The sequence below is a fragment of the Seonamhaeicola marinus genome (assembly GCF_008085455.1).
In genome coordinates this window covers 1-321 of the sequence record NZ_VSDQ01000770.1, presented here as the reverse complement: position 1 = coordinate 321, position 321 = coordinate 1, and the positions used below count along the sequence as shown (strand labels likewise).

Below are 321 nucleotides of genomic sequence, written 5' to 3'. Positions count from 1 at the left end.
TTGTCACGCCAGTGGCATTGCAGAGTAGCTACGTTGGGAAGGGATAAGCGCTGAAAGCATATAAGCGCGAAACCCACCACAAGATGAGATTTCTTTAAAGGGTCGTGGGAGATGACCACGTTGATAGGCTACAGGTGTAAAGGCGGTAACGTCATAGCCGAGTAGTACTAATAACCCATAGGCTTATTGTACGCCTGTTTTTTTATAAGAGTTAAGTAATTAAAGTTCATGTAATTTTTTCAATATGTTAAAATATTAGATCCTGAAACAAGTTCAGGACAAAGATTTAAGGTGGTTATAGCGATGGGGCTCACCTCTTAC

Annotated in this window: 1 rRNA gene; it reads left to right on the top strand. The window is 40.8% G+C overall.

The annotated features are described in order from the left end of the window. A 23S ribosomal RNA gene (locus FUA24_RS23450) occupies positions 1-191 on the top strand; the annotation flags it as partial. Positions 192-321 lie beyond the last annotated feature (130 nt).